The organism is Actinopolyspora biskrensis, assembly GCF_013408175.1.
In the GTDB taxonomy this organism is placed as follows: Bacteria; Actinomycetota; Actinomycetes; order Mycobacteriales; family Pseudonocardiaceae; genus Actinopolyspora; species Actinopolyspora biskrensis.
In genome coordinates, this window is the sequence record NZ_JACBYW010000003.1 from 356385 (window position 1) to 376162 (window position 19778).

Consider the following 19778-nt stretch of genomic DNA (forward strand, 5'->3'; position numbering starts at 1 on the left):
GGACGGTCCGCCGTGGACCGGCGTGCTCTTTCGGGCTCGTGCTGTAAGAGCCGTGCGGACGCCGCGCGGATTCACCGTTCGCGGACGAACCCCTGAACGGGCCACCTGTTCGAGTAGTTCTACGCAGCGGGCGGACGAGGAACATCGTTCTGCTCAAGTGCCCGCGCGGGCGGACGAGCACCCGCCCGGTCGGCCGCTCGCCGGGAAAGCGGCGAACACGCTTCCCCACCCCGCGCCAACCGCTCCGCGGACCCTCCGAGCGGCTCCGGCCGGAGCCGCTCGATACCGCCTAACCGAGTGACAGGGGACTTCTACGGATGCCAACACCGCCGACACACGGCAGGATGATGGCCGGACGGCTGGTAACGGGCGCGGGCGGTGATCTGCATGACGCGATTCCCGGACGGTCGCGGCCACGTGTCCGCGACCGCTCTGGTGTTTCGCGTGGCGCTGCTGCTCGGGATGATGATCGCGTTCTGGCTGGCAGCGCAGTGGTGGAACGCGGACAGGGCGAACGCCGCGGCCGCATTCCCCGGAGCGGAGCGGACAGGTCCGCAGGCGGAGAGGACGGGGCCGAACCCCCTGGTGGAGCCGATCTCGGTCCGCTCAGCCGACACGGCCCAGGAAGTCGCCGAACGGATCGCCGAAACGTCCGACGAGACAGCACCGGAGACCATCACGGTCGACGTCGAGCCGCTCGTGGAACCTCCCGATCCCCCGGACACGGCCGAACTGGTGTCCGAGAGCATCGAGGAGGCCGGCGGCGGGTCACGACCGGAGGCCGGGGACACCCAGCGGGAACTCCGCCCTGATCGAGGACGAGCCGGTCAGGAGGCTGCCGGAGCAGCGTCCCCCGCGAACGCGGGGGCGTCCGCGCCGAGCTCTCCTCGGCGGGAAGCTCGCGGTGCGGAGAGCACGGCACCCCGGACCCACGCCGACGAACCACGGGCAGGCGCGGATTCCGCCGCCCGCCACGAGCTCCCGCGGAACAGCGGTGCCGCCTTCCCCGCGACGGAGACCGAACGGGCCGGCGAGGCCGATCCGGGAACCACCGGTTCCCCCGAAACGCTCACCCCGGAGGGGAGAGCGGGGCAGAACCCCGAGCAGCCCCGGCGGACACCGCTGCCCGCCCCGGTCAAGGCTCCCTCCACCGCGCAGGTCGGCCAGCCGAACGCGGGAAGCGGCCCGCGGGACGTGCACGCGCTCCACCCGGAGCCGCTGAGGCTGCCGACCGTCACCGGAGCACGGGGCGAGCAGGAGCACGAAGGGCTCCGCTCCGGCATCAAGGCGGCCGTACCGGTAACCGCACCGGACTGATCGGCGGGCACGAACCCGCGAACCAGGGCGCCGCGTCCCGGCGCCGCTCGAACGGTCGGTCGTCCCGGACGAGGGACCGAGAACGACCACGAGCCACCCGAGAGTCGAGCTCTTCCCACTTCCGGTCCGAATGTCCGCGCCCACTCGGACCGGCCGGGGCCCCGTCCCAACGGCGACCGACTCGTCACGAGAACGGACGGTGCCCCGCCCCGGTGTCGTAATTGCCCCTGCGGCACCGGGGTCCGCGGCCACCCACCGGCACGTCGAGGGGCCGTGCCGGCGGGTGGCCGCCCGCATTCCCGGCCCGCGCGTTCCGCGCCCGTCGCCCTTCCCGGGTGACGGTGGGGAGTTCCGCACCGGTGGACCCCGCCTTCCCGGACGAAGAACTTCGATCAGGTGACCAGTTGGGCGCCGACGCCCTCCGTTTCGGGGGACAACTCCGCAGCGGCCCGCGCCAGCCTGCCGACCGCGTCCTCCAGGACCTCGGCGGGCAGTGTGTAGGGCAGTCGGAGACGACTGTCCAGATCCCCCTCCACGGAGAATCTCGAGGACGAGGCCAGCCGCACCCCGTGCCGTTCGGCCGCCGCCACCAACCGGCTGCCGTAGTGGCCCCCCGTGTCGCACCACAGCGACAGCCCGCCCTCCGGAACCCTGTAGGTCCACTCCGGGCACCACTCGCCCAGCGCGGCGACCAGACGGTCCCGGCCGTGGCGGAGCTGTTCCCGCCTGCGCGGCAACGACTCGGCGGAGTGCTCCAGCAGTTCGCTCAACACCAGCTGCTCCAGCGCCGGGCTGCCCAGATCGACAGCGGCACGCCCCACGACCAGCCTCCGGACGAAGTCCCTGGGGGCGCGGATCCACCCCAGCCGCAGGCCTCCCCAGAACACCTTGCTCGCCGAACCCACGGTCACCACTTCGGACTCGGCGAACGCTGCCTGGGGAGGTGGTGCGGGCCCGGTGGACAGGTCGAGTTCCACCATCGTCTCGTCCACCACGGCCGTGGTGCGGTGCCGCTTCAGCGCGGAGCCGAGCCGCTCGCGGTCCCGCTCCGACATCCGGGCGCCGGTGGGGTTCTGGAAATCGGGAATCAAGTAGGCGAGGCGGGGCGACCCCTGGGCCAGGGTGGCCTCCAGCAGGTCGAGGTCCCAGTATCCGTCCACCATGGGCACGGCCACGGGGCGCGCGTGCGTTCCCCGTATGGCCTCCAGGGAGTTCGGGTAGGTGGGTTGTTCGACCAGCACGCGCTGTCCCGGCGCGACCAGGGCGCGCAGTACCAGCGCGAAGGCGTGCTGAGCCCCGTTCGTGATCATCACCTGGTCCGGTGTGGTGGCGAGGCCACGGGCCTCGAAGCGTTCCGCGATGCGCTCCCGCAGTTCCCCCGTTCCCTGCGGGTGGTACCCGTGCCCGGCCACAGCGGGGGTCAAACGCCGATGGGCCCGGGAGACCGCTTCGAACACCTCGGGCAGCGCCTCCGGCGTTCCCTGGGCGAAGTTGACGACGTCCTCCCGTCCCGGCGGATACCACCCACCGGCTCCGGCGCTGCCGCCGTCGCCGGGCGGCAGACTCGTCCAGGACCCCGCGCCGCGTCTGCTCTCGACGAATCCGAGCTCGCGGAGCTCGTCGAGAGCGCTCGTCACGAGGTTGCGGCTCACCCCGAGCCCGCCCGCGAACGCTCGTTCGGAGGGCAATCGCGTTCCCGGCGGCAGCTGCCCCTCGAGCACCAGCCCGCGCAACGCGTCGCGCAACACGTCGGCGCGGGGACGTCGTCCGCCGGTCCAGTCGCCCAGCAACCGGACGACGGCATTGGCCCCTATCGTTCCGTCCACGGAGAACACCATGGGACCACTTTCCGGACATTGGCCCTGTCCTGAAAAGCCCCCGGAGGCATATCAAGGACCACATGACGAAAGAAGCACCGCGTGTGGACCTCACCACGCTGCCCGTGCGGGACCGGCCGGCTTCCAGGCTCGTGCGGCTCCTCGCCGGGCTGGTCCTGTACGGGACGAGCATGGCGATGATGGTCCGCTCCGGCCTGGGACTCGCGCCGTGGGACGTGCTGCACGAGGGACTGGCCGAGAGCGCGGGCACGGGATTCGGCGTGGTCACGGCCCTGACCGGTGCGATCGTGCTGCTGCTGTGGGTTCCGCTGCGGCAGCGCCCCGGCCTCGGGACGGTGGCCAACGTCGTGGTCGTCGCCCTGTCGGTGGATGCGGCGCTGCGGCTGCTTCCGGCGGTGGAATCCCCGCTCGTCGGGGTGCTGTTGCTGGTAGGCGGTGTGCTGTGCAACGGAGTCGCCACCGCGACCTACGTGGGCAGCAGGTTCGGTCCCGGTCCCAGGGACGGTCTGATGACCGGCCTGCACGATCGGACGGGGCTGTCGCTGCGCGCGGTCCGCACGGGCATCGAGGTCGCGGTGCTGGTGACGGGCTGGCTGCTCGGCGGGACGGTCGGCGTGGGCACGGCCTGCTACGCGCTGGCCATCGGGCCGTTGGTCCAGCTCGCGATGCCCGTTGTGGCGGTGAGCACCGCACGAGCCGGATAATCCGGCACATGACCACTGTGCGGACGGCCGAACGAGCGGGGACAGGCCCCGGCGGGACGAGCGAGGACGTGGTGCTGGTGCTGCGGAACGCGGTAGCCGTGCTGGACGGCGCGACCTCGTTACGCCCCACCGAGTACACCGGCGGCTGGTACGCGGCCGAGCTCGCCGGGAAGCTGCGCCCCAGGTTGGAAGCGGAGGGAGCCGAGCTCACCGAGTCGCTCGCGACGGCGATCTCCGAAACCGCGACCGCCCACGGGCTGCGTCCCGGAAGCGCTCCCTCCAGCACGGTCTCGATCCTGCGTTGGAACGCGAGCTCGGTGGAGGCGCTGGTGCTCGCCGACAGCCCGGCCGTGGTGTTCACCGATTCGGGGGCCGAGGTGGCCAGCGACGACAGGCTGGCCGAGTTGAGCGTCCCGAACGGCGGAGGGTACCGGCAGCGGCTCCGTGCGGGCGGCGGCTTCGACGAGCTCCACGGGCGGAACCTGCGCGAGGCGGTGGACGAGACGAGCAGGTGGCGCAACGTCGAGGGCGGCTTCTGGGTGGCCGAGGCCGCCCCCGTCGCCGCGCACCGGGCCGTCGTGCGGAGCTGGCCCCGGTCCCGGGTCGAGGCCGCGCTGCTTGCCAGTGACGGGGTCTCCTGCGGGGTCGAGCAGTACGACAGCTACCCCGACTGGCCCGCTCTGTTGAGCCACGCGCGCGAGCGGGGGCCGCAGGCCGTGCTGGACCGGGTACGCGCGGCCGAGGAGTCCGACCCGGACGGCTCGCGCTGGCCGCGCCCCAAAAAGCACGACGACCAGGCGCTGGTCGTGGTCGACTTCGAACACCACGAGTAGCCTCCCCCGCTCCGAACCGCCCGCCCCCAGGGGGCACGCACCGGAGGTTGCGTCACATGGCGCTGATCCACGGCACCGTCTACGCGGACGGCAGACGGCAGGAGGACTACCGCACCCTGGAGGAGACGCTGAGTCGGCTGCGCGACTCCGAGTCGGCCGCCGACAGCTTCGGTTGGATCGATCTGTTCGAGCCGGAGCACTCCGAGCTGGAGGAGCTGGGCAGGGAGTTCGACCTGCACCACCTCGCGCTGGAGGACGCGGCGGTGGCCCACCAGCGTCCGAAGCTGGATCGCTACGGGGAGACGTCGTTCCTGGTGCTGCGCCCGGCAGAGTACCGGGAGAGCACCGAGAACGTGGTGATCGGGGAGCTGCACGCCTTCATCGGCTCGGACTTCGTCATCACCTCCCGCCGGAGCGAAGGTCCCGACATCGAGGGCGTGGCCCACCTGCTCGAGCAGCAGCCGCACCTGCTGGCCCGCGGCCCCGCCGCGGTGCTGTACGCGCTCGTCGACCGCGTGGTGGACGACTACCTGCCCGTGGAACGGGGGGTGCAGAACGACCTGGACGAGATCGAGGACGAGGTGTTCGGCGGCGAACCGGCCGTGTCCAAGCGGATATACCGCCTCTCCAGGGAAGTGATCGAGTTCCAGCGGGCGACCGGACCGCTCATGGACGTGCTGGACGGGATGAGCAGCACCTTCGCGGAGCTTCGGAACGGGGTCGAGCTCAGTCGGCACCTGCGCGACGTCCGCGATCACGCCGCCGACGTCGTCGAGCGGGTGGAGTCGCACCGACAGCTGCTCGCCAACGTCCTCACGGTCAACTCGACGCTGCACTCCCAGCGGCAGAACGAGCAGGCCACCAGGCTCACCGAGACCAGCCTGCGGCAGAACGAGGACATGAAGCGGATCTCCTCCTGGGCCGCCATCCTGTTCACCCCCACGCTGGTGGGCACCGTCTACGGGATGAACTTCACCCGCATGCCCGAGCTGAACTGGCCGTTCGGCTACCCGATGGCGTTGGTGCTGATGTTGTTCGTGGCGGTGACCCTGTACTTCGTGTTTCGTGGTCGCGACTGGCTGTGATCGTCGAGATTGATCAAAAAAGATCTCTTCCCCTAGAGACATTTGCGGTCCTACCTAGTAGACTGAGGCACGTCCACCTGACCCCCAGGGGTGGACTTGGCGCCCCCGCACTCCCGGTGACCCCCAGGCCGGTTGAGAGCGGGGGCGCACCTTTTCCCTGGTCGTCACCTGTCCGGCTGAGCAACGCGGCCGTCACCCGGATTCGCCGAGTGCGCTTCCGTGACACGTGCCATCCTCCGAACCACAGCCCGGAACAGGGGAACGGAAGCCTCGCCCGCTCGGCGGGCGAACGGACCCGGCGAGCGCGGTCCCGACCGATACCGAACCCCCGGAATTCATTCGATCGAGTGAAGAACCGGAACTGCACAGGCCCCTGAATCGTCAGTTCTGTAAGGAAAGCCGGAGGTTTTTCACAAGCGGAGGCCCACCATGAACATGCACGCGCGGATCGAGCTGTTCGGCGGCCCGGAGGACGGCCGCGAGATCACACTTCCCGTGAGCGCCGAGGGAGAGCCACTGTCCCCCCTGCCTGTTCCCGCCCCCCGCGGCTCGGGGGAGAACGAGAGAGTCGCCTGGTACGAGCGACACCACCACCGGGGACGCGGCATGTGGATCTACAAGTACGCGAACTCCCGCTCGGCCCAGCAGAGCGAACTCCCCTGATCGGGCTTCCGCAGGACCCGCTCCGGCGCGGGAGACGTCCCGCGGTTCCTCCGCCTCCTTCGGCCCCGCTCCGGGGGTCGGCGCGCGGCCGGCACGCCGTCCGCGCGGACCTCGGCCCCGCGCTCGCGGTGCGGCAGCGATGTCCGCGTGGCACCGCGACCGTCCACTGCGCTCACGGAGCGTCAGGACAGCGGCCTCGACGGGACTCACCGGACCGCCGCGGGGAAGTCGTTGGTCTGCAGTCATCGTCCCGCCACGAACGAGGACCTGGCCGCGAGCGTCGAGACCTGCGACTCGGCCGTTCCGGGCAGGAGCGCCACCTGTGACACGGAACCGGCAGGCATCGCCTCCCGGGAGGCGTGGTTCGCCGCTTCGACGCCGGAACGCCGCCCGGTTCGGGTGGGTTACGAACCGGGCGCGCCGCGAACGGTGACCGGGTACCCGTCCTTCGACGACTTCCTCAACGGCAGGCCAGGATACGACGTGACCGCCGACATCGCCGCGCACCTCCACCCCGGGCACCGTGGACGTGGACAGGACGACCGGCTGCTGGGCGATGCGGTCGCGCACGCCCCGAAGCCGGGGCGCGGAACCCGGCCGCCACGATCCTCGCCTCCGACGAGCCGAGCATCCGGCTCTTCCGGTCCCGGGGTTTCCTGGAGTGGGACGGCTCCCGGGCGTGGCCGAACTGGACGGTGCGGCCCGGGACGTCGTCTTCCTCGGACGCTCGGTGGCAGGCTCGCGGCAGTGACCGGTGCTTTCTGCCCGCCCGCCGAGTTCAGCGGAGGCCGGCGCTCGCGGTCGTCGCGTCGGGCCGGACCGAGTGCGTGAGCTCGGCGGCGGCGGTGTGGATCTCGTCGATCATGTCGGTGACGACCGTCTGCGTCGCGACGGAGTCGCGGACAGCCAGGTACGTGCTGACCGTCGGTTCGGGCCGGCGCACGGGCCGTGCGACGACGTTCGTGGCGGCTCCGACGCGCAGCCCGAGCTCGGGAGCCAGCCGGATCCCGAGACCGGCTGCGACGAAGCTCTGCGCGGTCAGGAAGTCGTCGGCGCGGATGGCGACGCTCGGGGTGAACCCGGCCGAGGCGCACGCCTGGCGCAGGAGTTCGGTGCAGGTGTCCGGTGTGGAGCCGCTCGCGTTCTCCACCCACGGTTCGTCGGCGAGTTGGGCGAGGTCGATCGCGTCCTGCTCCGCGAGCGGGTGATCGACCGGCAGCACCGCGCGGAACGGGTCGTCGAGGAGGTGGATCATGCGCACCCCGGAGGGGCGCGGCACCTCCGACGGCACGGACACCAGGGCGATGTCCGCCTGCGCGTCCATCACCTCCCGGAGGGAGTCGTCGCTGAGGCAGGGCTCGATACGAACATCGGGGCTCCTGCCGCGGTACGCGGTCACCGCGTGCGGAACGAGGGAGGCGCCGATGCTGTCGGACCACCGAATCCGGACCCGGCCGACGTAGCCGTCCCGGAAGCCGGCGAGTTCGGCCGTGGTGTCGCTGAGGATCTTGGAGATCGCTCCCGCCCGCTCGGCGACCATCGCACCCGCCTGGGTCGCGCGGATGCCGCGGCCGACCTTCTCCAGCAGCGGCACTCCGGCCTCCCGCTCCAGAGTCGCGAGCTGCTGACTGATCGCCGACGGGGTGTAGCCCAGGTTCGTCGCTGCCACCGTCACGGAACCGCTGTTGATCACGGCTCGGAGCAGTTGCATGCGTCGTGTGTCCAGCACACGCACATCGTATAGCTCACCTACACGGCTGCATAGGCATCTACACTTGTACTACTTCGACCGCGGCCGCCGGGTGAAGTACCGGAAACACGGTGATCAGCACGGCGCACGAACGCCGCGCGAAGTGGCCGCCCCGCCGAGCCGACCGCCGCACGCCGGTGGGACAAGAGCGCGACTCCGAATCCACCGCCACGGACACGAATGGTTCGTCCACAGCGCGCACGCGCTCCGCCCGCTCGCCCCGGCCACCGGTCTTCCGTCCGCAGTGGACCTACCGGCGGCGGCCGGTCCGATCGCGCGGACGGTCCCGTGGGAGGAGTTCACCCACGTCTGCAGCGTCCACATGCTCGGCTTCGACGTGGGGATCTCCCCGGCCCGGTGCCGACCGGTTTCCTGCTCGCCGCCCGCCCACCGTCGCTGTTCCCGGCGTGGGCGGTGTGCGCCGCTGCCTGACCGGGGACAGCGGTCTCGGGTCTCACCGAGCCGTTCCGCACAGCGGAAGTTGATGCCGGGCCCCCTTCGGCCGCCTTCGGCCGCCTTCGGCCCTGCCGCGACGACTACCGGCCGGTGAAGCGGGCCGGGCGGCGCTCGACGAACGAGTTGACCCCCTCGGCAGCGTCCTCGCTGGACAGCAGCGCGCCCACATCGGGCACGAGCCGGTCGGCCGCGGCCCGGTGCCCCTCGGTCAGGGCGCGGTGAGCCGAGGCCAGGGTGGCGCGCACCCCCAGGGGAGCGGCTTGAGCGGCGATTCGCTCGGCCAGCTCCACCGCCCGGTCCACCTGGGTGCCGGGGTCGACGACCTCCTGCACCAGGCCGAGCCGCAGCGCTTCGGCGGCGTCGAACTCGTCACCGGTGAGCAGCCAGCGCATCGCGTTGCCCCAGCCGGCCTCGCGGGGGAACCGGATCGTCGCCCCGCCGAACGGGTAGATGCCCCGCTTGACCTCCATCTGGGAGAACCGGACGCCCTCGGCGGCGATCCGGATGTCGGCGGCCAGCAACAGCTCGATCCCCAGTGTCAGACACCAGCCCTGGGCCGCGGCCACGATCGGTTTCGACCGCTCCCGCCCGATCAGTCCCCACGGGTCGATCGCGTCCTCGGAGTCGTGGCGCGACTCCCCCGCACCGATCCGCTCCGCGAACTGGGCCAGGTCCAACCCTCCGGTGAAGTGCTCCCCGTGAGCGAACAGCACCCCCACCCACGCCTGCGGATCGTCCTCCAGCCGCGTGTACGCCTCGGCCAGCGCGTCGAGCACGGACCGGTCGAACGCGTTGCGCTTGGCCGGGCGGTTCAGCCCCATCATCAACACGTTCCCGTGCAGCTCGACCGTCACAGCGGTCTCGTCCTCGTGCTCGCCCACAGTGCCTCCTTCTGACGCGGCCCGAGCTTCGCGGGAACCGCTCCAAGTCCTACTCGATAGTAACTATGTAATCTGACATACTCCCGAGTCAATACCCCGCGCCGGGAGGGGCAGCAGGACGAACAGGCGGAGGGAGCGGCCGAACATGCCGGGAAGCACGAAACAGCGGATGCTCGACAGCGCGGTCGTGCTGCTGCGGGAACGCGGCGCCGCCGGAGTCACCATCGACGCGGTGCTCGCGCACAGCGGAACGCCGCGCGGGTCGGTGTACCACCACTTCCCCGGCGGCAGGAGCGAGCTGGTCCTCGCCGCGGCGCGGCAGGCAGGCGACTACATCGCCGCGATGGTCCACGAGGCCGGTGTCGACAACGATCCCCTGGCGGCACTGGACCGCCTCGTGGAGTTCTGGAAGCGCGCGCTCGCCACCACCGATCACCTGGCCGGCTGTCCGATCGCCGCGCTCGCCCTCTCCGGACAGCGGGACAACCCCGACGCGGCCGAGCTGGTGCGCGAGATCTTCACCCGCTGGCAGGACAACCTGTCCACGCTGCTCGCGGAGAACGGCACGCCCCCGGACCGCGCCCAGCGGCTGGCCACCGTGGCCGTCGCCGCCGTCGAGGGCGCGATCGTCCTCTGCCGCGCCCATCGCGACGACGGGCCTCTCGACGACGTCCGCACCGAGATCACCCCGCTGCTGGAAGCACCGTCGACGTGACGAGGCGCCCGGCCGACGTCCGGCACGCGCGCCGGGCGGCCGGTCGCGGCTCCGTCCGCGGCGTCGCCCGAGCACCGCGCGGCCGACTCGCGGCGGTGCGCCGAGCCCGAGGCGCGAACCCGGTGATCAGGTCGTCGGAAGCGGATCGCGGCCCAGCAGCTCGGCGAAGTCCTCGGCGGGGACCGGACGGGAGAACAACCATCCCTGGAAGGCGTCGGCCCCCAGGTCGACGAGCTGCTCGTACTGGGCGGTGGTCTCGACTCCCTCGGCGATGCAGCGGCGGCCGGTGGAATGGGCCATGTCGATGGTCGAGCGCGCTATGGCGCGGTCGCCCTCCTCTGCGGCCAGACCGGCGACGAACTGGCGGTCCAGCTTGATGTACTCGGCAGGCAGGTGCTTGAGACGGGCCAGCGTGGAGTAGCCGGTGCCGAAGTCGTCCACGGCGAAGGTCACGCCGCGCTCGATGAGCGCCCCCATCCTCGCCAGGACCGGTTCGGACAGTTCCGCCAGCGCGGTCTCGGTGATCTCCAGGACGACCCTGCGGGCGTCGACGCCGGACTCGGTGATGACGGTGCCGACGGCGTCGAGCGGACCGGACTCGGTGGCGATGTTGCTGCTGAGGTTGGTCTCGATGATCACGGGCCAGTCGGCGGCCGCGCGCAGCGCGGTGCGGAGCACCCACAGGTCCAGCTCGTCGAGCAGGTTGCCCTCCGCGGCGGTGGAGAGCACGACGCCCGGCGACAGCATGCCCTGCTCCGGGTGGGGCCAGCGCACCAGCGCCTCGGCGGCGATGATGTGGCGAGCGCTGTCGACGATGGGCTGGTAGTGCAGCCGCAGCCCGTCGGTGCGCAGCGCCTCGGCCAGCTGCGTCTCGCGCTGCACCTGCCTGGCCAGCGTGGTGCTCCGTGCGGTGTCGGCGACGACCACCCGGCCGGAGCCGAGGTGCTTGGCGTGGAACCTCGCGTCGTCGGCGAAACGCAGCAGCTCCTCCCCGCTGAGCTCGGTGTCGATGGCGGTCGCCGCGCCGACGGAGACCGAGACGCCGACGGGGTGCCCGCCGGCCGGCACCGTCGTGCGCAGCAGGTCGGCGATCTGCTGCGCACGCTCGCGGAGGTGCTGCGGAGTCGCCGTCCCGGGACAGGCGAGGAAGAACTCGTCGCCGTACAGGCGGGCGACCGTCTCCTGCGGAAGGGCCGCGTCACGCAGGCGCTGGGCGATCAGCGTGATCACCTCGTCCCCGGCGGTGTGGCCGAGGGAGTCGTTGATCCGCTTGAAGTTGTCGATGTCGCAGACGATCACACCGAACCGGCCGGTACTGCCGGTGAGCAGCTCTTCGATGCCGGTCCGGTTGAGCAGGCCGGTCAGCCCGTCGTGGGTGAGCTGGTGCTCCAGGTCCTGGGTGTGCCGGATGCGTTCGGTGATGTCCTGGAAGGTCACCAACCGAAACCGGCTCCCGTCGTCCTGCTCGCTGGTCGCCCAGCGCACCTCGCAGGTGACGGTCCGCCCGTCGAGGTGCAGCAGCCTGCGCGTCCGCGAACCGGTCTGGTCGGTGGTCAGCCCTTCGGCGCGATCCTGCGGGTGCAGCAGGTCCACGCCGCGCTTGTCGAGCAGTGCGGACCGCGGGTAGCCGAGCAGCCTGCTCAGCTCGACGTTGGCCTCCTGCAGCCGTTCGTCGAAGTCGAAGAAGCCCACGCCCACCGGTGCCAGCTGCAGCAGGTCGGAGAAGCGGCGGGAGGAGCGCTGCTGGCGAGCGTGGACCTCGGTGTCGTCGCGCACCACCTTGATGAAGCCCTGCAGTTCGCCCTGCTCGGAGTGCTGGGCGGCGATGATGATGTAGGCCCAGAACCTGCTGCCGTCCTTGTGGATCCGCCAGCCCTCGTCGAGGTGCACACCGACTTCGGCGGCCCGCGCCAGCTCCCGGTCCGGGAATCCGGAGGCCACTTGCTCCGCTGGGTAGAAGATCGAGAAGTGCCGTCCGAGGATCTCCTCGGCGCCATACCCCTCGAGTCGCTGGGCGTCCGGGTTCCAGTCGAGCACCCGCCCGACGGCGTCGAGCGCGAACACGCAGACGGTGCCCTGCCCGGAGCGCTGCCGCAGCGCGGCCCTCTCCCGCGAGAGCTCGCGCATCTCGATGTGCTGCCTGCCAGGCTCGGTCATGGCCCCTCGCTACGTCCAGTGGCGGTCGTGGGTTCGCGCCCGTCCCCATGAAAGCCGCAACCCGCCGTGTTCACATGATCACCAGCAGTTCCGGCTCCCGTGGTCCCCGGCGGTGGGCGCCCCGCCCACCGGGTGGTGACGGCCTCGCCGAACAGCTCGCCCCTGTTCCCGGCAGCCGTGCTCCACCCGAGCACTCGCGCCCGAGGCCCGTCATCACCGGTCGGGCGTCCACCCGCGGGACCGCGCCCACGCCTCGGCCCGTGCGAGGATCTCGTCGATCAACGGGCCCTTCGCGTCGGCGTAGGCGTTCATATCGGCCCACTCCCGCCCGGCGAGTTCCCGTTTGAGCTGCGCGTAGCGCGCCCGGTCGGATTCGTCGCCGCGCAACCGGTCGCGGAACAGCAGGTGAGCACGTTCCCATGCGCTGCCGACGTCGCAGACGTGAACGTGCACATCACGGGCCGGGGTGCGCAGCATCCGGTGCCCGGGTTCGCGCACTCTCAGCTGGTATCCCGCTTCCCTCAGGGGACCGAGGCAGGTCTCCTCCGCGGACACGTCCGGCACGCTCACGCCGATGTCCACGACGGGTTTCGCGGCGAGCCCCGGCACGGCCGTGGACCCGATGTGCTCGATCCGACGAGCGGTCGTCCCCAGCGCAGCCGCGATCCGCTCGCGCTCCGCGCGGAAGCGCTCCGGCCAGGCGGGGTCGTACTCCACGACTCGAATGTCGCGCTTCTCGACCCCGCCGATCAGTTCGACGTCCTCGTCCACGAGCCGACCGTAGCCGCGCGCACGGGAGGACCGGTACCCGCCTGACGCGGGAACGGGTCCGTGGTGTCCGGAGTCGACGAAGCCGGGGTGAACGCGTTCGGGTCCCGATCGCCGCGCTCGATGTCGGGGGCGGGCGCCAGTTTTCCCGGCATGGCCGCACAACGGACGAGCCGCGAGCTCGAAGCCCCCTTCGAGATCACCGCTTGGGACGAGACCGTATACGAGGAACCGGCCGAGGGCCCCAAGCTGACCCGGATCACGATCCGGAAGCGCTACCACGGCGCGATCGAGGGTTCCGGAGTCGTCGAGGTGCTCACCGCCCAAGGGTCCGCGGGCGCGGGGTACGTCGCCTCCGAGCGGATCGAGGGCACGCTCGACGGCCGCCGGGGGACCTTCGTCGTTCAGCACAGCGGCTTGGCCGAAGGAACCGACCAGAGCAGCTGCGGCAGCGTCGTCCCGGCTTCCGGCACCGGAGAGCTCGCCGACATCTCGGGCCACGCGAAGGAGGTCCAGCAGGAGGTTCTCACGCTCGTCTGCGCGCTGTGAGACCTGCCGGGGAGCCGTACTCGCCCTCCCGCGGCGGCTCCGCGCACCGGGCGCGGCGACGAAAGCCGCGCGACCGTCCGCCCTCGGGGAGCCCTTCGGGTCACCGTGCGCTAGCCGCCTTCCCGAAACACTCCCACCGTCCACTTTCAGCCCGGTCGAAGGCTTTCCCGGGTCACCCCGGAAGCGCATACTCCATTATGAGGCACATCACCAATAGCGTTTCCTTCAGGCTTCTGGGCGGCCCACCGTGCCGGACGAGGTCACCAAGCAGACCGCCTTCGACGACAACCTCCAGCGCCTCACCCAGTTCAAGACCCGGTACGCCCCCAATCGGTTCCGCCTCAACAACATCCCGCCGAGCAGCGCCTGACCACGAGCACTCCCGAACCTGCCCGAACGGGCTCGCGGGATCAGCCCCACGCGAGAGCGGTCCCACCACTTCCGGCGAGGGCCGCTCCCGCAGCTTCGAGCCGCGGCCGGGAACACTGCGCCGCATCGAGCCCGTCTTGGCCGAATGGGCTCGGACGGCGGAGGACTCCGACGGGCGCGTCACCCTGATCGATGGGGTGCTCGTTCCGACGGGAAACCATCGTGACCAGGAGAGGCCGTACCCGGGAAAGCGGCGATGCCACGGAGTGCGGCCGCACGTCGCCACCGATGCCCGGGGTACCGTTCTCGCTCGTTCGGAGCTCTTTCCCGGCACGACCCATGATCTCACGGTGTTCCGACGCTCATCGGTGCGCGAGACACTGAATCATGCCTATACGATCGGCGCTCTCGGCTACCTGGGAAGTTCCATAACTCACCCCCATGAAATCCCGGAGGGGCGCCCCCTGACCCCGACAGAGAAAAAGTCAATACCACCGCCGCTCTACTGCGTCATCCCGTCGAAAGCATGATCGCTCACCTGAAAAACTGAGCCATCCCGACCACCCGGTACCGCCGCCCACTTGTCCATCCTCAACGAGTCCTCCACATCATCACCGGAATCCAAGGAATCCGAACGAACGCCCTGCTCATCAATTGAGTGCACAACCTTCATTGTTGACACGTGGACACGCCCCATGTTTACCTTCGCAAGGTGAGCTCCGCTGAGCACAGCTGTTCGGCAATGTGCTTCAACTGCTCGACGGCGGAGACTGCAGGCTGGGTAGTACTGTCACTTTTGAAGTGTGTTTCCGCCCTCAGGAGGTTAAGATAACCTACCTCGCTCCTATCGAAGTCACCCTTCTCGCCACTATCGCGCTGGTTTTCGTCGGGACGGGCGTCATGCTGGCTCTGGCAGTGGCAAAATACTTTTCAACATCAACGGATGCATCACGATGGCTTGGACGACCGAAGCGGACCTCCGAGCCGAAAACCAAGAGTCGCGCCCATGGAGTACACGACTCCGGAGAGTTCGTGGAAGACAGGTCAGCGCGAGCTTCGGGCACTGAACGGGACCGAACTATCGAAAAGATTCGAGATGAGACGACACAGGGGCGCCTCACGGCCGGTGAGTCCGAATAACGCATGGAGAACGCCCAGTGCGCTAAGACGCTGAGAGAGCTGGACCAGCTCCTACAGGATTTGCCGAACGAGAGACACCAGAGCAAGTCAGGGTCGAATCCGGTAACCACGTCTGACTTTCTTCCTACATTCTGGGGTACTGCTCCAGCCACCTCTTGCAGAGACCGACGTTGCCCCAGGACGGAGCTGTAGTCATCGAGGACCGTCGAACGCTCCTCGATGACTACAGGCGCGGCAGCGATCGCCGGGCTCAGGGGAACCACGGGCACAGCCGCGAGAACCACCGAACAACTTCCGCCCTCGGGAAGCGCTCACCGGCTCTTCAGCGCGGGCTCACCGTGTTCGAGGTAGACGGTGAGCCCTTCCGCGCGGGCGGTGTGCGCCTGCTTCAGCCGGCGGACCAGGCGCGGGATCAGGTAGTCGTCCAGTGCCTCGACGTCGACCCACTCCCACCGGTCCAATTCGCCGCCGTCGAGTCGAATCCGGTGCTCGTCGTCTGCAAGCTCCCCGCAGTAGAACACCCACAGCAGCTTGTCACCGTCCTGCTCGGTCGGTGCCCAGTCGACCGCCAGCACTCGGAACGGCCGGCGATCGACTCCCAATTCCTCGACCAGTTCGCGGACGCAGGCCCGCGCGGGCGACTCGCCGGTGTCGACATACCCCCCTGGGATGTCCCACCGTTTGTCGCAGGTCTTGCGGACCAGCAGCACCTTGCCCGCGCCGTTGACGAACAGCGCCCCGGCGGCCACCCGCGGAGTGGCGAACCTGTCGGCCTCCGACCCCATGAGTGCGACCCTAGTGCTGTGTCCCAGCAGGTCGGCGGGGTGATGGCCTCGGGGACCGCCGACTGGTCCGGCCTGGCGGGCTGCTCGTGGAGGTGGTGCTGGTGGCTCGTCAGCCCGAGGTGTTCGCGCATGAGCTGGAGCCCGCGCAGGCACAGCGTCCGGTGAAGATCACCAGGTCCACGCGGTAACGGGTCCGGCTGCGTCGCATCAGGCCAGCGTCGTGTTGGCGTCGGTGCGGGGTCGGCCGGCGAGCGAGATCGCGATCTGCTCCATCCACGACCGGTGTGAAGCGGAAAGCTCATCATTGGCACTCCACCGAGTCAGAGACTTGCGGGGGTGCGGATCCCCGGCCCGATCCGAACCAGACGCACACTCCCCACTCGGCGCACGTGACGCGCCGACAGCGGGCTTCGGTGACTTCCATGGTCGCTCTCCGGTCCAGCCGTGTTGATCGCACGCTTAACGACAACTGAGCCGAGTTTCGAACTCACGGTGGATCCAGCCGGACGGCCGACGCGGCATTCAACTGGAATCGGCCCTTAAGCGGTGATGTGGGACGCGAGCCGATCGGCGACGCTGCTGGGCTCGCGGCCGAGCAGTTCGGTCAGCAGCGGGCTGGCTTCGGCGAAGTAGCCGGCTCGACTGGCCTGATAGAAGGTGAGCACGAGTCGGGCCATCTGCTCCGGGACACCGATCGCGATCTGGTCGGCAACCCACTGCTCGTCGTCCAGAACGACGCGCTTGATCGTGCGGCCGGTGAGGTCAGAGGCGATCTTGGCGACGTCCTCGAAGGTGACGGCGGTCGGCGAGGTGAGGGTGATCGGGCCGTCGAAGGAGCGGTCACCGGCGAGGATGACCGCGGTGGCCTCGGCCACCTCGGCACGGTCGGTATACGGAACGGGACCGTCTTCCGGTTGGGCGATCGCTGCGGTCTGCTGCCACGGGCCGAGCACCTGTTCCAGCGTGCCGTAGGCGCCGTTGCGCAATGCGGTCCAGGCGACCCCGGACTCGGCGAGGATCGCTTCGGTGGCGATGTGGACCTCCGACGGCGGGTACGGATTGCCGGGGATGGAGGCGTGCTGGCTCGTGTAGAGAATTCGCCGGGCACCTGCCGTGACGGCTGCCTCGATGGCGTTGCGGTGCAGGCCGACCATGTCGGCCGTCGGGTCGTTGCCGGACACCAGCAGTACCTGGTCGGCACCTTCGAACGAGTCGCGCAGCGCGGCCGGATCCTGGTAGGACCCCTGTCGCACGCGGACACCCCGGTCGGCGAATGACCGCGCCTTGGCGACATCGCGGACGCTGACCCCGATCCGGTCGGCTGGTACGCGCTTGAGGAGGTGCTCGACGGTCGCGCCGCCAAGCCCGCCGGTAGCCCCGGTGACAACGATCATGCGTGTGGCCCCTCCCTGTGAATCCGCATCCGGCCTGGTGGGGCGATGTTCATAAGTTGACCAGCATGGTCAGGTTCGCCCGTGTCGACGACACTAGGTAAACTGACCTTGCGAGTCAAATTGTGGCGAAGGCCGGGGAGGCGGTGAATGACATGGCCGGTGCGGCACCTTCGGAACCTCGGCTGCGTGCTGATGCCGAGCGCAACGCCGAGCAGATCAGGCGCGCGGCGATCGATGCCTTCCGAGGCAGAGGGCTGACCGTGCCACTGGAAGAGGTCGCCAAAGTGGCGGGGGTGAGCAAGGGCACGATATTCAACCGGTTCAGCGGCCGGATCGGCCTCATCGAAGCCGTGATCGAAGAAGTCGTCGCAACCGAGCTGTACGCCATCATCGACCGCACCCGATCCATCGCTGAACCCGGGAAGCAGCTGAGGTACTACGTGACCGCGATCCGCGACCTGCAATACCGCCAGCCCGCCGTCGTGGACACCGTGCTGCAGACCTACCCCGACTCGAAGAGTCTCATGGCGATCTGCCGGGCGGGCACCGAGATTCACGACGAACTCGTCGCGGCAGGACGCGCTTGCGGCGCACTGCGGTCCGACTTCACGGCCGACGACCTCCATGTGTTGCTCCACGACAGCGCACTCACCCTGAAACACGGGACTCGCCCGCAGCGGGACGACTACGACCGCCGAACCACCCACTTGCTCGACGGAATCCACGCGCAACAGCCCACTGCCGCCGGGTGATGGCAGTTCCTTGAGCAGCCTGCCCCGGGCCAGTCAGCTCCGGACCTCGTTCACGGGCCCGCGCCACAATCTCGGCAGCCAGCCGTTTCCGCACAGACTGCGCACCCTCACCCGAAGAAGTGTCCACAGCATCCAGTGTCATCACGCATCGTGCCCACCCCGCCGAACCCAAGCTCAGCGTGTCGGGTCGAAAACACCGCTGAGGAGGTGAACGACCACACCCCGCAACGTTCGAAGCCCGCACCGCTCACGCGCCGCGCTCGATCGTGCTCCGGCTCCACGGCACCGCCACCAGCGGGAAGCCGAGCTTCGACGTGCGGGCAACGAGCGGCTGAACGCCCACTTCTGGGAAGTAATCATCACAGGGTTCCTTCACGGCAGTGGTGACGGAGAAGGGGCCCCGGCCGCGTGCGGACCTCTGGACGAGCACGATCAAACCCACGCGACCGCGGCGCGGCCGGGGCTGAGAAATCGCAGATCGCGAACGATCACGGGGGAATGCTGAACCACGTCCTGGGGCTCGGCCGGTCAGGCCTGTGATACCGAGGGATTCGCCAGCGGTCGCGCCTCTGGGCACGCGCTGGTCACCGTGGTTGCCTGGCGTGATGCACCTCGAGCAGTTGACTCTGATCGTCGACGACTACGACGAGGCGATCCGATTCTTCCTGGATGCACTGGAGTTCGAGCTCGTCGAGGATTCACCGTCCTCGACCGACGACGGGCGCGAGAAGCGGTGGGTCGTCGTGCGACCGCCCGGAGCCACGACAGCTCTGGTGCTCGCACGAGCTGACGACGAGCGGCAGGAGCGAGTCGTGGGAGATCAGTTCGCAGGCCGAGTGGGGCTGTTCCTGCGCGTCGACGACTTTCAGGCGTCCTACGACCGGATGCGTGCGGCTGGGGTCGAGTTCGTCACCGAGCCACGCCAGGAACCGTACGGCCGGGTTGCGGTCTTCGTCGACGTCGCGGGCAACCGCTGGGACTCGCTGGGCCCACGGCCGTCTCAGTGATCACTCCCGCTGGGAGAGGGACCGGAAGCCACCGGCGAACAACCGAGACCGGAACCGAGCCCCCACACGCGAGAACGGCCCCCACCGTCTCCGGTGAGGGCCGTTCTCGCAGCTCCGAGCCGTGGCCAGGGACGGGGTCGAACCGCCGACCTTCCGCTTTTCAGGCGGACGCTCTACCAACTGAGCTACCTGGCCGTTCGCGCCCGGCTCTTGGCCGATCGCAATGGCGACCCAGACGGGACTCGAACCCGCGACCTCCGCCGTGACAGGGCGGCGCGCTAACCAACTGCGCTACTGGGCCATATCTCGTTGTCACCGGACGGGCCGGCTCCGTACCCCCAACGGGATTCGAACCCGCGTTACCGCCTTGAAAGGGCGGCGTCCTAGGCCTCTAGACGATGGGGGCTTAGCCGGCCAGCGGACCGACCGAGCCTTGCCTCCAACCGGCTTTCCCGTTTTTGTGGGGTGCCCCGTTGGGAACGATTAAAAGCTTACTGCATGCTTTCGCGGCTTCGAAAAGGGGGGTCCCCCCGAACCCGAGCGAGCCACGCGAACCCCCACGCCCGCTTCGACGGCAAAGCCGTGCACTGCGAAGAACAAGTACACCCCCTTGCT

At 69.6% G+C, this 19778-nt stretch carries 19 protein-coding genes and 3 tRNA genes; 12 read left to right on the forward strand and 10 right to left on the reverse strand.

Features of this window, described 5'->3' with window-relative positions; translation table 11 throughout:
• The first annotated feature begins 387 nt into the window (after positions 1-387).
• A complete protein-coding gene (locus tag FHR84_RS10035) occupies positions 388-1317 on the forward strand; it encodes a hypothetical protein (RefSeq protein WP_179535190.1) in 930 nt (309 codons plus the stop codon).
• Positions 1318-1709: 392 nt separating this feature from the next.
• Here FHR84_RS10035 and yczR read toward each other — a convergent pair whose 3' ends face one another.
• Positions 1710-3155: a MocR-like transcription factor YczR gene (gene yczR / locus FHR84_RS10040; RefSeq protein WP_179535191.1), complete on the reverse strand. Its 1446-nt coding sequence runs from the start codon at positions 3153-3155 to the stop codon at positions 1710-1712.
• A gap of 62 nt (positions 3156-3217) precedes the next feature.
• Between yczR and yczE the strand changes: the two genes are divergently transcribed.
• From yczE to FHR84_RS10060, 4 genes are all read left to right on the forward strand, one after another.
• A complete protein-coding gene (gene yczE, locus FHR84_RS10045) occupies positions 3218-3859 on the forward strand; it encodes a membrane protein YczE (RefSeq protein WP_179535192.1) in 642 nt (213 codons plus the stop codon).
• An 8-nt stretch (positions 3860-3867) separates the two neighbouring features.
• Positions 3868-4692, forward strand: a complete 825-nt coding sequence (locus FHR84_RS10050; protein WP_179535193.1) for a hypothetical protein — start codon at positions 3868-3870, stop codon at positions 4690-4692.
• A gap of 56 nt (positions 4693-4748) precedes the next feature.
• Positions 4749-5777: a magnesium and cobalt transport protein CorA gene (locus FHR84_RS10055; RefSeq protein WP_179535194.1), complete on the forward strand. Its 1029-nt coding sequence runs from the start codon at positions 4749-4751 to the stop codon at positions 5775-5777.
• Between the two features lie 429 nt (positions 5778-6206).
• Positions 6207-6440 (forward strand): hypothetical protein, encoded by a 234-nt coding sequence (locus FHR84_RS10060; RefSeq protein WP_179535195.1) that lies wholly within the window; start codon positions 6207-6209, stop codon positions 6438-6440.
• 778 nt (positions 6441-7218) lie between these two features.
• On the opposite strand, the gene FHR84_RS10065 is transcribed toward FHR84_RS10060, so the two are convergent.
• Positions 7219-8169: a LysR family transcriptional regulator gene (locus FHR84_RS10065; protein WP_343075219.1), complete on the reverse strand. Its 951-nt coding sequence runs from the start codon at positions 8167-8169 to the stop codon at positions 7219-7221.
• A gap of 557 nt (positions 8170-8726) precedes the next feature.
• Positions 8727-9527 (reverse strand): crotonase/enoyl-CoA hydratase family protein, encoded by an 801-nt coding sequence (locus FHR84_RS10070; protein WP_218862622.1) that lies wholly within the window; start codon positions 9525-9527, stop codon positions 8727-8729.
• 145 nt (positions 9528-9672) lie between these two features.
• Here FHR84_RS10070 and FHR84_RS10075 point away from each other — a divergent pair, with 145 nt between their 5' ends.
• Positions 9673-10242 carry a TetR/AcrR family transcriptional regulator gene (locus tag FHR84_RS10075; protein WP_218862624.1) on the forward strand — a complete coding sequence of 190 codons (570 nt, stop codon included), beginning with the start codon at positions 9673-9675 and terminating at the stop codon, positions 10240-10242.
• A gap of 126 nt (positions 10243-10368) precedes the next feature.
• Here the strand turns inward: FHR84_RS10075 and FHR84_RS10080 are convergent, their stop codons facing one another.
• Together FHR84_RS10080 and FHR84_RS10085 are read right to left on the reverse strand one after the other, a co-directional pair.
• Complete coding sequence (locus tag FHR84_RS10080) at positions 10369-12399, reverse strand: putative bifunctional diguanylate cyclase/phosphodiesterase (RefSeq protein ID WP_179535196.1); 2031 nt, start codon at positions 12397-12399, stop codon at positions 10369-10371.
• A gap of 213 nt (positions 12400-12612) precedes the next feature.
• Positions 12613-13170: a GrpB family protein gene (locus FHR84_RS10085; RefSeq protein WP_179535197.1), complete on the reverse strand. Its 558-nt coding sequence runs from the start codon at positions 13168-13170 to the stop codon at positions 12613-12615.
• Positions 13171-13320: 150 nt separating this feature from the next.
• Between FHR84_RS10085 and FHR84_RS10090 the strand changes: the two genes are divergently transcribed.
• From FHR84_RS10090 to FHR84_RS23500, 3 genes are all read left to right on the forward strand, one after another.
• The gene (locus tag FHR84_RS10090) at positions 13321-13716 is read left to right on the forward strand and encodes a DUF3224 domain-containing protein (RefSeq protein ID WP_179535198.1); all 396 of its coding nucleotides are present in this window, start codon (positions 13321-13323) and stop codon (positions 13714-13716) included.
• Between the two features lie 247 nt (positions 13717-13963).
• Complete coding sequence (locus tag FHR84_RS22860; RefSeq protein WP_281361287.1) at positions 13964-14086, forward strand: hypothetical protein; 123 nt, start codon at positions 13964-13966, stop codon at positions 14084-14086.
• 136 nt (positions 14087-14222) lie between these two features.
• Positions 14223-14615 (forward strand): transposase, encoded by a 393-nt coding sequence (locus FHR84_RS23500; protein ID WP_179535199.1) that lies wholly within the window; start codon positions 14223-14225, stop codon positions 14613-14615.
• Positions 14616-15536: 921 nt separating this feature from the next.
• Here the strand turns inward: FHR84_RS23500 and FHR84_RS10100 are convergent.
• Positions 15537-16010, reverse strand: a complete 474-nt coding sequence (locus tag FHR84_RS10100; RefSeq protein ID WP_179535200.1) for an NUDIX domain-containing protein — start codon at positions 16008-16010, stop codon at positions 15537-15539.
• An 18-nt stretch (positions 16011-16028) separates the two neighbouring features.
• Between FHR84_RS10100 and FHR84_RS10105 the strand changes: the two genes are divergently transcribed.
• Positions 16029-16175, forward strand: coding sequence for a hypothetical protein (locus FHR84_RS10105; RefSeq protein ID WP_179535201.1), 147 nt, complete (start codon positions 16029-16031; stop codon positions 16173-16175).
• A 374-nt stretch (positions 16176-16549) separates the two neighbouring features.
• On the opposite strand, the gene FHR84_RS10110 is transcribed toward FHR84_RS10105, so the two are convergent.
• Complete coding sequence (locus tag FHR84_RS10110) at positions 16550-17404, reverse strand: NmrA family NAD(P)-binding protein (protein ID WP_179535202.1); 855 nt, start codon at positions 17402-17404, stop codon at positions 16550-16552.
• A 152-nt stretch (positions 17405-17556) separates the two neighbouring features.
• Here FHR84_RS10110 and FHR84_RS10115 point away from each other — a divergent pair, with 152 nt between their 5' ends.
• Together FHR84_RS10115 and FHR84_RS10120 are read left to right on the forward strand one after the other, a co-directional pair.
• Positions 17557-18156: a TetR/AcrR family transcriptional regulator gene (locus FHR84_RS10115; RefSeq protein ID WP_179535203.1), complete on the forward strand. Its 600-nt coding sequence runs from the start codon at positions 17557-17559 to the stop codon at positions 18154-18156.
• Between the two features lie 605 nt (positions 18157-18761).
• On the forward strand, positions 18762-19163 hold the full coding sequence (locus FHR84_RS10120; RefSeq protein ID WP_179535204.1) for a VOC family protein: 402 nt from the start codon (positions 18762-18764) through the stop codon (positions 19161-19163).
• 122 nt (positions 19164-19285) lie between these two features.
• Here the strand turns inward: FHR84_RS10120 and FHR84_RS10125 are convergent.
• The 3 genes from FHR84_RS10125 to FHR84_RS10135 all read right to left on the reverse strand — a co-directional run bounded on the left by FHR84_RS10125 (position 19286) and on the right by FHR84_RS10135 (position 19569).
• Positions 19286-19358: transfer RNA gene (locus tag FHR84_RS10125), tRNA-Phe, on the reverse strand.
• A gap of 29 nt (positions 19359-19387) precedes the next feature.
• A tRNA-Asp gene (locus FHR84_RS10130) sits at positions 19388-19464 on the reverse strand.
• A 32-nt stretch (positions 19465-19496) separates the two neighbouring features.
• Positions 19497-19569, reverse strand: a tRNA-Glu gene (locus FHR84_RS10135).
• Between the last annotated feature and the right edge of the window lie 209 nt (positions 19570-19778).

Excerpts from the sequence above, each read along its gene's own strand:
- FHR84_RS10075 (WP_218862624.1), top strand. The coding sequence starts at position 9,673 with ATGCCGGGAAGCACGAAACAGCGGATGCTCGACAGCGCGGTCGTGCTG.
- FHR84_RS10060 (WP_179535195.1), top strand. The coding sequence starts at position 6,207 with ATGAACATGCACGCGCGGATCGAGCTGTTCGGCGGCCCGGAGGACGGC.
- FHR84_RS10050 (WP_179535193.1), top strand. The coding sequence starts at position 3,868 with ATGACCACTGTGCGGACGGCCGAACGAGCGGGGACAGGCCCCGGCGGG.
- yczE (WP_179535192.1), top strand. The coding sequence starts at position 3,218 with ATGACGAAAGAAGCACCGCGTGTGGACCTCACCACGCTGCCCGTGCGG.
- FHR84_RS10055 (WP_179535194.1), top strand. The coding sequence starts at position 4,749 with ATGGCGCTGATCCACGGCACCGTCTACGCGGACGGCAGACGGCAGGAG.
- FHR84_RS10110 (WP_179535202.1), bottom strand. The coding sequence starts at position 17,404 with ATGATCGTTGTCACCGGGGCTACCGGCGGGCTTGGCGGCGCGACCGTC.
- FHR84_RS10080 (WP_179535196.1), bottom strand. The coding sequence starts at position 12,399 with ATGACCGAGCCTGGCAGGCAGCACATCGAGATGCGCGAGCTCTCGCGG.
- FHR84_RS10090 (WP_179535198.1), top strand. The coding sequence starts at position 13,321 with ATGGCCGCACAACGGACGAGCCGCGAGCTCGAAGCCCCCTTCGAGATC.
- FHR84_RS10115 (WP_179535203.1), top strand. The coding sequence starts at position 17,557 with ATGGCCGGTGCGGCACCTTCGGAACCTCGGCTGCGTGCTGATGCCGAG.
- FHR84_RS10120 (WP_179535204.1), top strand. The coding sequence starts at position 18,762 with ATGCACCTCGAGCAGTTGACTCTGATCGTCGACGACTACGACGAGGCG.
- FHR84_RS10100 (WP_179535200.1), bottom strand. The coding sequence starts at position 16,010 with ATGGGGTCGGAGGCCGACAGGTTCGCCACTCCGCGGGTGGCCGCCGGG.
- FHR84_RS10035 (WP_179535190.1), top strand. The coding sequence starts at position 388 with ATGACGCGATTCCCGGACGGTCGCGGCCACGTGTCCGCGACCGCTCTG.
- yczR (WP_179535191.1), bottom strand. The coding sequence starts at position 3,155 with ATGGTGTTCTCCGTGGACGGAACGATAGGGGCCAATGCCGTCGTCCGG.